This window comes from Bradyrhizobium sp. CSA207 (assembly GCF_029051685.1).
GTDB lineage: Bacteria > Pseudomonadota > Alphaproteobacteria > Rhizobiales > Xanthobacteraceae > Bradyrhizobium.
The window spans coordinates 1-13,905 of sequence record NZ_JAACFT010000006.1; the positions used below are offsets into that span (position 1 = coordinate 1).

Here is a 13,905-nt window from a genome sequence, read left to right on the forward strand (position 1 = left end):
GAACCGCGTCGCCGACCTTCAACCCGATATCCAGGCCTGGCGGCGGGACATCCACCAGCACCCTGAGCTCCTGTACGACGTCCACCGCACCGCAGCATTCGTTGCTGACCGCTTGCGTGAGTTCGGCCCCGCTGTAACCGACGCCTCCGGAGCCGCCGGAATCACCGTAGGGGTCGATTCCGCCGGTCCCGCCGGCAGTCTGCGCCAAAGCCGACGACGAATAGGCCAGCCCGGCGAAAACCAGGAGAAGACGTCGCTTCCAACCGGGAGAGCGGGGCAAACTCGATCGCGACGAAGCTCCAACGCGCATCCGGACATCCTCGGTTGGTCGCCAACACCGCACCGCCGGGCCGCCGCCCTCGATGCCGCTGCCGCCCTGCGCCTGACCGTTGATGACCGGCCGCTATGAGCCGCGCACGATTGCCAAACCGGCGACCGCAGCGTGCTCCTGTAAAAGAGGGCCAAGTCCTAGCAGGTCGATTGGTGCGCCAATGTGCCCAGCGTCTCACGCGCCGGTTCTGAAGCAAGTTGGTACATAGAAAGCACAGGGCGCCCGCGCGGCGAACGATGGACCGCGCATTTTCGTCAATTTGTCATCATCAGGCCGTCGCTTGCCCGGTCGTCCCCGAATGGCTACACTTCGCACTCGAGCTTCACCGCATGAGGGTGAGCAAGAATGCAATCCCTCGACGACATCGTGCGCTTCGCGTGGCATGCCGGAGAGATTTTCCGGGCGATAGCGAATGTCGACGAATGAGGCGCGGCGCGGAGTTGAGGCGCTGAAGCAGTTTCGTTTGGCGACTGCGGATATCTGCGATGTCACTCCGCTCACTCCGGACGACGACTTTGAAGTCTCATCGCAGGTCTTCCCGATCGCGCTTGGCGCGGGCAGCGCATTGCTTGTCCATTCGGATGCGACCGGACTACGATACGATCGGACGCCCTCGCATATTGCCCGTGGCGGGCTCGATCACTACCAGGTCACGCTCTGCGCCGAGGGCGAGATGGAATTCAGCTCCGGCCGCCGCAAGCTCGCCCTTCGACCAGGCGACCTCTGCCTGATCGATATGGCACAACCGAACCGGACCAAGCTGACCGAAGGCGCCGCCCGCCGGTGCCAGGTGCGGACGCTGATCCTGCCGCGCGCGCTTCTCGGGCCGCAACTGGCCTTTCCCGATGCCGCGACGGCAACGCTGCTGTCCCGTGCCGATCAGCCGTCGCAGGTTTTGAGAAAGCAGTTCACAGCGTTGTGGCAAGCGGGTGTGAACGGCGACAGCGATGCAGCGGCCGCGCTCAGCACGATGATGGACATCATCGCAACTATAGTCGGCAGCGCGGCGCAAATTGAGAAGACGGTCGATCGGGCCGATCGCCCGCTGTTTCTGGCGATGATCAAGCGCTTCATCGATGCGCAGCTCGATACAGAGATGCTCGGCGCCGAACAGTTGTGCCGCCGCTTCGGCGTGTCGCGGGCCAGCCTGTACCGGATGTTCGTCCCCGAAGGCGGCCTTGCACATTATGTAACGGAGCAAAGGCTGAATATCGCGATGCGACGATTGGTTTCGCCGGCGGAGCAAACCGGCCGGCTGATTGATCTGGCCGTCGATCTGCAATTCAGCAGCGACTCGACCTTCGTCCGGGCCTTTCGCCGGAAGTTCGGCCTGACACCGGGCGAGATCCGGGAGAAGTCGCAAGCCTGGCAGCGCGACGGCGGCGCTCCGCCAGCGCCAGACGATATCCTGCACAATCTTTCAAAACACTGACATCGACCGCGACAGCTAAGCGCTGGCGAAGCCACACGGCAACCTTGCCCGCGCCGCTCTCACCACTGGTAAAGCGCCACGCCTTTGCCGGCGTAGGAGCGCATGACATCGGAGACCTCACCTCGAAGGTCGCGGCGAGCGAGAGGCCCATGGCAAAAATCAGGCGGAATCGCTGGCGACCGCGATGGATCAAACTGCAACAAACGCGAGCCAAGTGGAGATGCCCGCCTTGCGGCGGCGTCTGGAGAAGTGACGGTTCGCAGTTTTGTTCCGGCTGGCGTGAGAATGGCGCTCCCTAGGGGAATCGAACCCCTGTTTCAGCCTTGAGAGGGCCGCGTCCTAACCGCTAGACGAAGGGAGCGTGAGGGCTAGCCAATAACCTCGAAATTTGTCCGCCGCAAGGACCCGAACCGACGTTTTACGGCTCATTGGCAAATTTCAGCTTTCCGGCGGGCTTCAGGGTCTGGGGGTTGAAAGTGCGGATCTCGGTCACCCCGCCGATCTCGATCGTGATCACCAGGCGGTCCCCGGCCACGCCACTCGAGACGATTTTGGCACCCTTCGGCAGGGTCGCGATGGCGTCGAAGACGGCCTCCGGCGCCCTTCCCTCCGACTTGAAAAGGCGGTAGCCCACCGCGATCAGCACGGCGCAGATTGCCAGCGCCGTAGTCAACCCCGCGATCAGCATCATCCGCCGTACCCGCGCAAACAGCGCGGCCTGCTCGGGGCTCGGTTCGGGAACAGCGGTTTCGGTCGTCGTCATGGAAAGCTCGGGTTCAGCGCAGAGGTTGGAGGTCGTGGTCGGCGACGACGAGGGCTCGGTCCGGCTCGACCGCGTGCTGGCGGCGCACCTCGCTGATCTGTCGCGATCAAGGCTGAAGGCCCTGATTCTGGCGGGCGCGGTGAGCCTTAAGGCCTCCGCGGTCCGCGACCCCGCTTATCATGTCGCTTCGGGCGATACGATCACAATCGACGTGCCCGGGGCGGTGCCTGCAGAGCCCAAGGGCGAGGATATCGCGCTCGATATCGTGTTCGAGGACGACGACATCATCGTCCTCAACAAGCCCAAGGGGCTGGTGGTGCATCCCGCGGCCGGGCACGAGACCGGCACGATGGTGAACGCGCTGATCGCCCATTGCGGGTCGTCGCTCTCCGGCATCGGCGGGGTGCGCCGGCCCGGCATCGTGCACCGGCTCGACAAGGACACCACCGGGCTGATGGTGGTCGCCAAGAACGACCTCGCGCATGCGTCGCTGACCGCGCAATTTGCCGATCACGGCCGCACCGGGCCGATGCGACGCGGCTACATGGCTTTCGCCTGGGGCACCCCTGGCCGCCATCGCGGCACCGTGGACGCGCCCATCGACCGTCACCCTCACGCGCGGGAGAAAATGGCGGTGCGCAAGAGCGGCCGCGAGGCGGTGACGCATTGGGAAATCCTGGAGAGTTACGCCGGGCGCGACGGCAAGCCGATCGCCACCCTGCTCGCCTGCGAGCTCGAGACCGGCCGCACCCACCAGATCCGCGTCCACCTCGCCCATATCGGGCACCCCCTGATGGGCGATGCCGTCTACGGCCCGCATTTCAAGACCAAGGCGAACCAGCTGGCGCCTGCGTCGCAGGCGGCCCTGACCGCGCTTGGGCGGCAAGCCCTCCACGCTTATCTGCTGGTATTGGAGCACCCGAGGACCGGAGAACTTCTGCACTGGGAGGCGCCCTTACCGGAGGATTTGCTTCTCCTCCAGGGTACTCTGAAAGCGGCGCTATGACGCAGGCCGATTCAGAAAAGCTTTACATTACAAAAAGTTATGGCAGCCACACGGGGACGTGACGTCAGTAATCCTTCCCTAAATGACCCCCCATGGGGTATATTGCGGCTGCGTTGAAATGACCAACGCGGAACATCGCAGCTACGACTGGCTTTAACAAAGCGGTCGTCTGCCTGGCCCGCCGCTATCGGGGGCCTGAACCTGTTTGGAGGGCGCACTATGGCCCGTACCGCTGCACTGCCGGTCCTCAATGGAGAATCCGGCCTTTCCCGTTATCTCGGCGAAATCCGCAAATTCCCGATGCTGGAACCCCAGCAGGAATACATGCTCGCCAAGCGTTGGCGCGAGCATGATGATCGCGACGCCGCGCACCAACTCGTCACCAGCCATCTCCGGCTCGTGGCCAAAATCGCCATGGGCTATCGCGGCTACGGCTTGCCGATCTCCGAGGTCGTCTCGGAAGGCAATGTCGGCCTGATGCAGGCGGTGAAGCGCTTCGAGCCCGAAAAGGGCTTCCGCCTCGCCACCTACGCCATGTGGTGGATCAAGGCGTCGATTCAAGAGTACATCCTGCGTTCGTGGTCGCTCGTGAAGATGGGCACCACCGCGAACCAGAAGAAGCTGTTCTTCAACCTGCGCAAGGCGAAGAGCAAGATTTCCGCGCTGGACGAAGGCGATCTTCGCCCCGACCAGGTGAAGATCATTGCCAAGCGTCTCGGCGTCACCGATCAGGACGTGATCGACATGAACCGCCGCCTCGGCGGCGACGCGTCACTCAACGCGCCAATCCGGGACGACGGCGAAGCCGGCGAATGGCAGGACTGGCTGGTCGACAATTCGCCCAACCAGGAAGCCATGCTGGCCGAGCACGAGGAGTATGATCACCGCCGTGACGCCCTCAATGGCGCCATGGGCGTGCTCAACCCGCGCGAACGCCGCATCTTCGAGGCGCGCCGCCTCGCCGATGAGCCGATGACGCTGGAAGACCTTGCCGCCGAGTTCGGCGTGTCGCGCGAGCGCGTCCGCCAGATCGAGGTCCGCGCCTTCGAGAAGGTGCAGTCCGCGGTCAAGGGCACGATCGCAAGAGCGGAACAAGCCGCGCTGGAAGCTGCGCACTAAGCGCGGTTTCGCAAGCGCCAGAAGTTGGCGGATCGAAGAGACAAGAAGCCGGCGGCAACGCCGGCTTTTTTGTTGGGTGACTATGTTTGTTGGGTGACTATGTTTGTTGGGTGACTATGGTCACATCACACTCGGTGTCATGCCCCGCGAAAGCGGGGCATCCAGTACTCCGCGGCGCTCGTCGCAAGAGCGAACTCTCCAACGCAAGCCTCTGGAATACTGGATCGCCCGGTCAAGCCTGGCGATGACAGCTGTGACAGCCGCCGGCGTTTCGACGCGCCGCGTCCTGGCGCATCCTTGAACCACGGCGACCGGTCAACCGACCAAATAACATCGGACCGACATCACGAAAGCGGACGGGCACGCGCCGTGTCGATCATCCTGCAATCCACCGTCGGCGGGTTCTCCGCCCAGTTCATGCGCAGGCTGCCGCTGGTCGAGCAGGCGATGCGCGACCACGGGCTCGAGCCGTCGCAGTTCGTCATCTCCAAGGACAACGCATCGACCGCGACTGTGCCGTTCGTCGGGCCGTTCTTCTACGATTACAGCGTGTTCTTCGGCGACGATCAGTTCACCGTCACCGAGCCGAACGACATGGTGTTTTTGGATTACTTCTTCAAACGCGTGCTCGCGGTGGATGAGCCGCCGGAATTGCCGCGGCGGCCGGGCTTGATCCGGCGCCTGTTCGGCTGGATGGCGCAGCCGGTGTGATTGCTTTTTCCCCCTCTCCCCTTGTGGGAGAGGGTGGCATAGGCGGCCTTCGGCCGCCGTTCTTAGAACGCCGATGCTTCGCATCGGCTATGGCGTAGCGGCGAGACGGGTGAGGGGTCGTATCCGCGAAGACGTCTCTCACATTGTCATCTGCGGAGCGAACCCCTCATCCGGCGCCATAGCCGAAGCTTCGCTTCGGCGTTCTAAGAACGGCGGCCGAAGGCCGCCTATGCCACCTTCTCCCACAAGGGGAGAAGGAACAGAGCCGCCTCACTCCCCCCAAACCCTTGCCAGTGTCGCGAGCCAGCAGCCTTCGCAGTAGCGCGCGTCCTTGTAGTCGATCCAGTTGTGCGCATAGACGTGGTCGAGCGGGATGCCGTAGCGCGCGCGCAGGATCTGGACGAGGATTTTCCACGCCACAACCTGCGCCGCGGTCGGACCGGTCGCGACATCGGGATAGTTGCCCGCGAACTCGACGCCGATCGAATTGTCGCGCACCACCTGGCGATAGGTCGCCTTGTTGTCGATGTACTTGTTGTCGTTGCGGTTGGCGCCGTCGCCATGGGTCGGCACCAGGTTTTCCGCAACCGCCCAATAGACCGTGCCGTCGGTCTCGACCCACACAGTGACGCCGCGCCGTGTCGGGTTCTTCGATTGCTCCAGCGCGCCGCCGCGCGCCGAGCCCCTCGGCCCTTCGGTCTGATGCACGATGATGTTGCGCCAGGGCTTTGCGTTGCGGACGTCGCCCCATGGCGCCAGCCAGACGATTTTCAGGCCGGGAATGTCAGGCGTGCCGGAGGCCTGCGCGAGTTTCGCGAGCTCGGCATCCGTTGCGGCGGCGGCAGGAGCTATCAAACCGAGGGCGGCGAGAACCGCCGCGAACAGGCGAGACATCATCATGCGGATCCAATGCGCATCCGAGCCTACAGCATGATCCGGACAAGCGCGCAGCGGTTATCGAACAACAAGCTCAGGCGAATTTGCGCGCGGTCTCGGCCAGCTCGGGCGAGAGCGGCGGTGCCGGATCGTAGACGGCAAGGTCGTTCTTGCCGCTCTTCTTGGCGGCATAGAGCGCGTGATCGGCGTGAGCGATCAGGCGGTCAGGCACCTGGCCGATGCTGCGGTCCCATTCGGCCACGCCAATCGAGATCGCGATCGGGATGTCGTTGCCGGTGCAGCCGACGGCATCCTGGCGGCAGACCTCGAGCACACGGCGGGCGATCGACGCCGCCTCACGCAGGCTAGACGACGGCAACACGACGCAGAATTCGTCGCCACCGGTGCGGGCGAGCATGTCGCCGGGCCGCAGCCGCGTCTGCGCCATCAGGGTGAAGTGCCGCAGGCAGGCGTCGCCCGCGGCATGCCCATGGGTGTCGTTGATGGTCTTGAAGCCGTCGAGATCGATCACCAGCAGCGAGAACGCCTCGCCGCTGCGCGCCGAGCGGGCGCATTCCTCGGTGAGGCGCTGCAGCAGATGGCGCCGGTTGGCGACGCCGGTGAGGTCGTCGAGCAGCGCGAGATCGGCGACCTCGTTGCGCAGCCGATCGATCGCCATCAGCAGGAAGCCGAAATTGAGCGTCATCGACAGGAACATGAGCCCCAGCACCATGACGGCGTGGGACTGGCTGCCGGCGATGGATGAGAAGTCGCCCCCCAGCAGATTGCCGACCGTACGCGCCATGAAGATCGCGATCATGGTGATGATGACGATGCCGGACAGCCGGGCGCCCGGACTGACACGGCCTTCCGGCGGCGACAGCAGCAGATGCAGCGCCAGCAACAGCGGCAGGGCCTGTCCGATCGTGTAGCAGAGCATGCGCAGCGGCATGTGATCGAACACGAACTTGAAGAACACGATGCCGCCGATGCTCAAGGCCGCCGTCGCAATCATGATGCGCCAGGACACCGGCCGATCGTAGAAGCGCTGGATCCCCATTGCGGCGAAGGAGACTGCTGCGATGACGCCCACGGCTCCGATCAGAAGCGGCAGAGGAGATATGACGAACAGGCGGATCAGGGCCGTCAGCGCCCCCGCCGCGCCAACGAAGGCCGATGCCATCCAGAACCGCGCAGCTGCGAATTTCGGATAGGAGCGCGTCACATAGGCCCAGATCAGGCCGAGCGCCAGGAAGTTGACGACGAACACCGTCCAGAGTGTCGGGACGTTCAGCATCGCGGCCACAGCGCGCGCAGCGTCCCGCCCCCGTCGTTTGGCAGCTGTTCGTCCATCACCCATCCCCGTTTTCTTGCGGGGAACAATGCGCGGGTTGCGCTTAACGGAGTCTCACTGCGACCCGTGAAAGCTCGGCTTTGGTTTTGATTTCGTGAACGACGCGGGGCGATTGTCGGATCGTTAGGCATGCCGTCGGCATCGAGTGCGATAGCGTCGCGCACGACGCGAGGCGGATTCGCAGGTGAAAATCGTCCGAAAGCACATCTGAGCTGTGGATAACGTAATGACGGGGATGTGACAGCGCGGGGCAGGCGGGCGCGAATCTGCTGAGTTTGTCGTTGAGGATGTTGCGAGGCTGGCCCTCCGCCGAGCATCCCTCGTGTCGCGTTCCACCATTAACCCTTGAGAGGATACTATGGCTAAGAAAGCGAAGAAGGCGAAGAAGGCGAAGGCGAAAAAGGCCAAGAAGGCGAAGAAGAAGTAACGCAGCTTCTTTTTCTTTGCCCGGGTGGAGCCTCGCTCCGCCCGGGCGTCGGGTAAGCTTGAGATTGAAGGTGGCGGGCGCGAGGCCCGCTTTTTTGTTGGGCGCGCTCGGCTGCTGCTTCTCCCTCTCCCCGTTCTTACAGGGCCGCGACGAGCTTCGCTCGCGCTGAGAGGGTTGGGGTGAGGGGCTTCCCTCCGCACATGAGATCAACGATAGACCTGTACCCCTCACCCGGATCGCAAGAGCGATCCGACCTCTCCCCGCAAGCGGCAGGGGATCGCATATGGGCTGATGTTGTTGTGGCCGATCCTCCGAGACGCCCGCCTTGGGGCGGGCCCTCAGGATGAGGATGGAGTCCGCGGTAGCCGTTTCAACGGGTGCCGATGCCGCTCAGCCTCATCCTGAGGAGACCGCGGAGCGGTCGTCTCGAAGGACGAGGCGCGCGCTCAGGCCGCCCAAAGGCATATGCGATAGTCCTGCCACAAGCGGGGCGAGGTGAAGAGGAGATCGCCTAGCTCTTCTACCTTTCCGCAAACGCCAGCTTGGCACCGAGCGCCGCAAAGCCCGCAGCGAAGCTCCGGCGCAGCCAGGCCATCACGCCGGGGCGGGAGATGACGCGCTCGCGCACCGAGGCCGCGCAGAGGCCGTAGACGACGAACACCGCAAACGTCATCGCCATGAAGACGCCGCTCAACTCCAGCATCCGCGCCAGCGCGTGCGCCTCGTCTACCGCGATGAACTGCGGCAGGAAGGCCAAGAAGAAGATCGAAAGTTTTGGATTGAGGATGTTGATCAGGAAGCCGGTCACGACGACGCGGCCGTTCGAGCGCTCCCTGATCTCGCCGTCGACCGCCAGCGCTCCGGTCTCGCGCAGCGCCTGCCAGGACATGTAGAGCAGGTAGGCGACGCCGCACCATTTCAGCGCGGCAAACGCGAGCGCGCTGGTATGGAGCACGGCGGCAAGCCCGAGCATCGCCGCCATCATGTGCGGCACGATCCCGAGCGTGCAGCCGAAGGCGGCAGCGACGCTGGCCCGCGAGCCGCGCGTCAGTGCGGCGGCCAGCGTGTAGAGCACGCCGGTGCCGGGCGAGGCGACCACGATGAGCGACGTGAGCAGGAACGACCAGGACATGTCTGTCCCTATCATCCCTGCGGCGTCACGCCAACTGCGCGATCTCGGCCTCGCGCAGGACGTCGAGCGGTGCCCAGGGTTTGGCCCAGAACTTGACACCGTTCGGCAAGGGCTGCATCAGCGGGCGGCCGGAGGTGACGACGACGTCGAGCCTCGGATTGCGGCCCTTGGCGACGTATGCGAGCTCGACCCCGTTCATGCGGCCGGCAAGCTGGACGTCGGTCAGCATCAGGCAGAGCGCGCCGGCACTCTTCTCAAGCACGAGTTCGGCCGCCTCGGCACTGTCGCACTGGATGACCTGGTAGCCGCTCTCTTCAAGCAAGAGACACAGCATCTCGCGCTGCATGACATCGTCTTCAACGATCAACGCGGTGGCCTGATATGGTTGTGCTTGTCCCATTGGCCCCTCCCAAAATGCCTTCTTGATGCTTTCTTGGCCCCACGTCACGCAAGTTAAGGGCGCAAGTCGCGATATGGTTCGGTTCCAATCTGAAAATATGGAGATGGAAGTTCCGTCTGCCGATTGATGGATTCAGCACACGGCGTCACGTCGATGCCCTCAGCCGTCGTCCTGGCGAAGGAGAATGTTCGCCAATCCCACCGCTGTCATGCCCCGGCACGACCGGGGCATCCAGTACGCCGCGGCTCCTCAGTATCGCGTCACTGCCTCTGGAATACTGGATCACCCGCTTGCGCGGGTGATGACGCCGCGCGTGTGGCGCGAACCCGGCGTCTCACGGATCTGCCGTCACTGCCCCATCAGCCGATCGGCAAAATAGCCGATGGTCTTGCGGTAGATCAGCGCTCTGTTCCATTCGCGCATGGCCTCGAAATTGGCGGTGCCTTCGCCGTAGGGCTGGCCCATCTTGAAGCCGCTGGTGTGCAGCAAGTTCGCGGTCGAGGCCAGCACGTCCGGCACGCTGTGGCGGAGGTCGACGCGGCCGTCGCCGTCGAAATCAACACCGTACTTGACGTAGGACGACGGCAGGAACTGGGTCTGGCCGATCTCGCCGGCATAGGCGCCGATGAGGTCGCGCAGCGGCAGGTCGCCGCGCTGCGCGATCTTGAGCGCGGCCAGCAGCTCGCCCTGGAACAGCTCGGTGCGGCGGCAGTCATGCGCGAGCGTCGCCAGCGTGCGGATCACCGGCAGCTTGCCGATGTCGCCCTTGCCGAAATCGCTCTCCAGTCCCCAGATCGCGACCAGGATCTGCCGCGGCACGCCGAACTGCTGCTCGATGCGCGAGAGCAGCGCGGCGTGGCGGTGCAAGAGCGCACGGCCGCCGTTGATGCGGCCCGCACCGACGCGGGTGGAGACATACTGCTCAAAGCTCTTGTTGAAGGTGTAGCGTTGGCGCCGGTCGAAGGCCAGCACGGCGCCGTCCTGAGCAATGCCGCTGAACGCCGCGCTGGTCACGCTCGCCGAAACGCCGGCAGCCTGCGCCTCCGCGGTCATGCTGGCGACAAAGCTGTTGAAGTCGCCGCCGCAACGCGCGGCCTCGGCCGAGCCGCCGGCCAGACAAACGACGAAGGCGGCGGCGAGGGCAAATCTCAACATGCGGGGAAATCCTCTGGGAGCTATGCGCGAAAGGCAGCGCGGGATCATGCCCGGGAACAGGATTCACGTCAAAGCGGCAAGACCTCACAACACGACTGATGCCCGCCGGCGAGCTCAACCGGCGCGTGGAGCTGGTGGCGGCGTGAAGGCAAGGACAGCGCGAGCTTGCTGCCGTCGACATCGCGGCGCGTGCAACACGAGATAAGCAGCCGCGCACTCCTCTCTGGTCATTCCGGGGCGCAACGCGAGCCCGGAATCCATCGAGCCGCAGCGTTGGTGGCGCAATGGATTCTCAGATGCGCAATCGCGCATCATAACTCGCGACGTTGTCGCGCTCCGGAATGACAATCCGTATGGAACCCACGACGTATATCTGATGCGCTCGCCGCGACACCGCGAAGATTTGCCTTGCCGCCGCAGAGCGCAAGCGATATCATTCTATTTTAGGTTGTCGCCCTGCCAGCCCCGGGCGGTGCTGAAGACCAAAATAAACGGCGGGCTTTCTCGGCCCGCCGTTTATTGCGGAAGGGGCGGATTGGGCCATACGAGCCGTCCGATGCGAGCCGTCTGACGCTTTCATCCGGCGAACGGCTTTCGGCGGTGGATTGTGCGGGGGTTCGTGGCCTCAGGCCCGGCGTTGACGCCTGCCACCGCCGAAGCCATTTGACTGTGGCACTCATATCGACGACAAGCCGGCCATGGCCAAGAAACCTGGAACCAATCCCAAGGGCGAATTCGCCTTTTTCAACGTCGTCTATGAAGACGGCTCCCAACGCTCGAACCGGCGCGTGCCTGCGGAATTGCTGGGGGGCCTCGAGGGTGATGAGCCCGCCCGCGGCTTCATCATGGAGCAGGACCGCGAAATCGCGGAAAAATCCGGCCGTCCGCCGCTCGCGATCAAGGAGATTGAGCGGGTCGGAGTGAAGAAGAAATAGGCTCCGCGCGAGACACGCGAAGCGTCAGCACCAACAAAAACGGCGGGCTTTGGCCCGCCGCTTTCGTTTAGATGGATGCCCGGGTCGGGCCCGGGCATGACGATCCGAATCAGTTGTCCAGGAAGCTTCGCAGCTTCCTTGACCTCGACGGATGCTTCAGCTTGCGCAGCGCCTTCGCTTCGATCTGACGGATGCGCTCGCGGGTGACCGAGAACTGCTGGCCGACTTCTTCCAGCGTGTGGTCGGTGTTCATGCCGATGCCGAAGCGCATGCGCAGCACGCGCTCTTCGCGCGGGGTGAGCGAGGCGAGCACGCGCGTGGTGGTCTCGCGCAGGTTGGACTGGATCGCGGCGTCGATCGGGAGGATCGCGTTCTTGTCCTCGATGAAATCGCCGAGATGCGAATCCTCTTCGTCACCGACGGGCGTCTCCAGCGACAACGGCTCCTTGGCGATCTTGAGGACCTTGCGGACCTTCTCGAGCGGCATGCCGAGCTTCTCGGCGAGCTCTTCCGGGGTCGGCTCGCGGCCGATCTCGTTGAGCATCTGGCGCGAGGTGCGCACGATCTTGTTGATCGTCTCGATCATGTGCACGGGGATGCGGATGGTGCGCGCCTGGTCGGCGATCGAGCGGGTGATCGCCTGCCGGATCCACCACGTGGCGTAGGTCGAGAACTTGTAGCCGCGGCGGTACTCGAACTTGTCGACCGCCTTCATCAGGCCGATGTTGCCTTCCTGGATCAGGTCGAGGAACTGCAGGCCGCGGTTGGTGTACTTCTTGGCAATCGAGATCACGAGGCGGAGGTTGGCTTCCACCATCTCCTTCTTGGCCTGGCGGGCTTCGCGCTCGCCCTTCTGCACGGAGTGCACGATCTTGCGGAACTCGACGATCTCGAGGCCGGTGAGCGCAGCCAACTGATGCACCTCGTGGCGAAGGTCCTTGATGCGGTCCTTCTCGTGGTGGACGAAATTCTTCCAGCCCTTGGCCGAAAGCTTCGAGACACGGTTGAGCCAGCGCGGATCGAGCTCCGAGCCGGTGTAGTTGCGCAGGAAGTCCTCGCGCGCGACGCCATGGCTGTCGGCAAGGCGCATCAGGCGGCCCTCGTGCGAGACGAGGCGCTTGTTGATGTCGTAGAGCTGCTCGACCAGGCTGTCGATACGAGCCTGGTTCAGGCGCAGCGACTTCACCTCGACGATGATCTCGTCCTTCAGCTTCTTGTACTTGCGCTCCTGGTGCGGCGAGAGCGACTCGTTCTGGAGCTGGTTCTGGATGTCCTGCTCCTGAAGCTTGCGCAGCTTCTTGTAGCTGTCGGCAATCTTGTCGAAGATCTCGACCACCTTCGGCTTGAGCTCGGCCTCGATGGCCGCCAGCGACATCTGGTTCTCGAACTCGTCGTCGTCCATGTCGGACTCGGCGGCAGACTCGGCCGGATCCTTTTCCTCGCCGCCCGGGACGCCGCCTGCGGCAGGCTGCGCGGGGCGGAACGGGGTCGGCGCCGGGGGCGCGGCAGGCGGCGCTACATGCGCCGGCGCGCCGACTGCGGCCGCGGCGGGCTGGCCGCCTTCGGCCGGCGCTTCGCCGTTCTCGCCGGTAGGAGCGCCGATCATCGCGGTGTTCATGCCGGCCTTGGCGTCGGGCCCGGCATAGGTCGCTTCGAGATCGATGATGTCGCGGAGGAAGATCTTGCCTTCGTTGAGCTCGTCGCGCCAGATGATGATGGCCTGGAAGGTCAGCGGACTTTCGCACAGCCCCGCGATCATCGCCTCGCGGCCGGCCTCGATGCGCTTGGCAATCGCGATTTCGCCTTCGCGCGACAGCAGCTCGACCGTGCCCATCTCGCGCAGATACATGCGCACGGGATCGTCGGTGCGCTCGCCCGGCTCGCTCTTCTTGACCTCGGTGACGGCCTTCTGGGTGACCTCGACGAGCTCGTTGTCGGTCTCGTCCTCGCCGCCCTCGTCCTTGTCCTCCTCGCCTTCGCTATCGTCGGCTTCGGTGACGTTGATGCCCATGTCCGAGAGCATGGACATGATGTCCTCGATCTGCTCGGGCGAGGTCTGGTCGGACGGCAAAACTTCGTTGAGCTGATCGAAGGTCACGAAGCCGCGCTTCTTAGCCTGCTTGATCATCTTCTTCACTGCCGCGTCGGACAGATCGAGCAACGGCGACGGCGCGTCCTGGGAATCCTTCTCCGGAGCATCCGCTGCCTTGTCGTCTTTTTCCTTGTCCTTCGCCTGCAGCGTCTTTGCCTTGGTGGCCATCCAT

12 protein-coding genes, 1 tRNA gene and 1 pseudogene are annotated in these 13,905 nt (G+C 64.1%); 6 read left to right on the forward strand and 8 right to left on the reverse strand.

The window, feature by feature from the left end:
* Together GWG65_RS07790 and GWG65_RS07795 are read left to right on the forward strand one after the other, a co-directional pair.
* Nucleotides 1-127, forward strand: a pseudogene (locus GWG65_RS07790) (amidohydrolase); the annotation flags it as partial.
* Between the two features lie 616 nt (nucleotides 128-743).
* On the forward strand, nucleotides 744-1,763 hold the full coding sequence (locus GWG65_RS07795; protein ID WP_275194788.1) for a helix-turn-helix domain-containing protein: 1,020 nt from the start codon (nucleotides 744-746) through the stop codon (nucleotides 1,761-1,763).
* Between the two features lie 286 nt (nucleotides 1,764-2,049).
* Here GWG65_RS07795 and GWG65_RS07800 read toward each other — a convergent pair.
* Nucleotides 2,050-2,124, reverse strand: a tRNA-Glu gene (locus GWG65_RS07800).
* Between the two features lie 57 nt (nucleotides 2,125-2,181).
* A complete protein-coding gene (locus tag GWG65_RS07805; protein ID WP_247387158.1) occupies nucleotides 2,182-2,526 on the reverse strand; it encodes a hypothetical protein in 345 nt (114 codons plus the stop codon).
* Here GWG65_RS07805 and GWG65_RS07810 point away from each other — a divergent pair.
* From GWG65_RS07810 to GWG65_RS07820, 3 genes are all read left to right on the forward strand, one after another.
* Entirely contained in the window at nucleotides 2,525-3,532 is a 1,008-nt protein-coding gene (locus tag GWG65_RS07810) for an RluA family pseudouridine synthase (RefSeq protein ID WP_275194789.1), read from the forward strand. The two genes, GWG65_RS07805 and GWG65_RS07810, sit on opposite strands and share 2 nt — an antisense overlap.
* 219 nt (nucleotides 3,533-3,751) lie before the next feature.
* On the forward strand, nucleotides 3,752-4,651 hold the full coding sequence (gene rpoH / locus GWG65_RS07815; RefSeq protein ID WP_148741962.1) for an RNA polymerase sigma factor RpoH: 900 nt from the start codon (nucleotides 3,752-3,754) through the stop codon (nucleotides 4,649-4,651).
* Between the two features lie 369 nt (nucleotides 4,652-5,020).
* A complete protein-coding gene (locus GWG65_RS07820) occupies nucleotides 5,021-5,362 on the forward strand; it encodes a hypothetical protein (protein ID WP_275194790.1) in 342 nt (113 codons plus the stop codon).
* A gap of 270 nt (nucleotides 5,363-5,632) precedes the next feature.
* Here GWG65_RS07820 and GWG65_RS07825 read toward each other — a convergent pair whose 3' ends face one another.
* From GWG65_RS07825 to GWG65_RS07845, 5 genes are all read right to left on the reverse strand, one after another.
* A complete protein-coding gene (locus tag GWG65_RS07825) occupies nucleotides 5,633-6,262 on the reverse strand; it encodes a peptidoglycan recognition family protein (RefSeq protein ID WP_275194791.1) in 630 nt (209 codons plus the stop codon).
* A gap of 70 nt (nucleotides 6,263-6,332) precedes the next feature.
* On the reverse strand, nucleotides 6,333-7,535 hold the full coding sequence (locus GWG65_RS07830) for a GGDEF domain-containing protein (protein WP_275195126.1): 1,203 nt from the start codon (nucleotides 7,533-7,535) through the stop codon (nucleotides 6,333-6,335).
* Between the two features lie 1,004 nt (nucleotides 7,536-8,539).
* Nucleotides 8,540-9,151 carry a LysE family translocator gene (locus GWG65_RS07835; RefSeq protein ID WP_275194792.1) on the reverse strand — a complete coding sequence of 204 codons (612 nt, stop codon included), beginning with the start codon at nucleotides 9,149-9,151 and terminating at the stop codon, nucleotides 8,540-8,542.
* Nucleotides 9,152-9,176: 25 nt separating this feature from the next.
* Nucleotides 9,177-9,551, reverse strand: a complete 375-nt coding sequence (locus GWG65_RS07840; protein ID WP_275194793.1) for a response regulator — start codon at nucleotides 9,549-9,551, stop codon at nucleotides 9,177-9,179.
* A 348-nt stretch (nucleotides 9,552-9,899) separates the two neighbouring features.
* The gene (locus GWG65_RS07845) at nucleotides 9,900-10,706 is read right to left on the reverse strand and encodes a lytic murein transglycosylase (RefSeq protein ID WP_275194794.1); all 807 of its coding nucleotides are present in this window, start codon (nucleotides 10,704-10,706) and stop codon (nucleotides 9,900-9,902) included.
* A gap of 698 nt (nucleotides 10,707-11,404) precedes the next feature.
* Here GWG65_RS07845 and GWG65_RS07850 point away from each other — a divergent pair.
* Nucleotides 11,405-11,641, forward strand: coding sequence for a hypothetical protein (locus tag GWG65_RS07850; RefSeq protein WP_011090083.1), 237 nt, complete (start codon nucleotides 11,405-11,407; stop codon nucleotides 11,639-11,641).
* A gap of 109 nt (nucleotides 11,642-11,750) precedes the next feature.
* Here GWG65_RS07850 and rpoD read toward each other — a convergent pair whose 3' ends face one another.
* Entirely contained in the window at nucleotides 11,751-13,901 is a 2,151-nt protein-coding gene (gene rpoD / locus GWG65_RS07855) for an RNA polymerase sigma factor RpoD (protein WP_275194795.1), read from the reverse strand.
* Between the last annotated feature and the right edge of the window lie 4 nt (nucleotides 13,902-13,905).